Here is a 652-nt window from a genome sequence, read left to right on the forward strand (position 1 = left end):
TACGGCCGCGCAGGTGGTCGAGTCGGAAGATAAACGCTTCACCTCCGATGCTGAATTTGCCAGCTATGCGCCGCTAGGGGAAGATGGCAAGGTGGCGGCAGAAGCTACGCAGGACTTCTTTTTTGCCTCCGAGCACTTTGCTATCGAGGACGTAGTAGGCGATGACAACGTCACGCGTAAGACCTTCCGCATCAAGCAAAGCATCCTCGATGGAATTGGTACCGGGGGCGGCGGTGGTGGCACGGGGCCGACGCCGCTGAGCACCAGCATCACGCCAGACGACGACGTGAAGCAGACGAATGGCGTGTGGGGCTTCAGCAAGCCCAAGAACTCGGTTTCCTTCACCATCTTGGAGGAAGGTGGCAATGGCGAGTACACGCGCACGTGGAGCTTCACTGGTCCGGCCGGCAGCGGCGCCTACGCCAATGGCGGGCCGGATCAGGTGCACGGCACCTCCTTCGCGCTGCTCAATATGATCTACGATGGCAACTGGCAGGTCAAGTGCGTGACCACCGACACCACAGGCCTGTCGAAAGAAGCCATGTTTGACTTCGTGGTGACCGGCAACGGCAACGGCTTCCCCACCGGAGGCTCGACCGACTTCGCCCTGCGGATGGAGTATCGCACCAAAACGGCGGTCGGCAAGCCCGAT

At 60.9% G+C, this 652-nt stretch carries 1 protein-coding gene; it reads left to right on the forward strand.

Translation table 11 applies throughout. The annotated features are described in order from the left end of the window. The coding region (locus BXP70_RS30235; protein ID WP_179197915.1) for a hypothetical protein at positions 1 to 652 on the forward strand (652 nt) is incomplete at both ends.

The sequence above is a fragment of the Hymenobacter crusticola genome (assembly GCF_002154225.1).
GTDB lineage: Bacteria > Bacteroidota > Bacteroidia > Cytophagales > Hymenobacteraceae > Hymenobacter > Hymenobacter crusticola.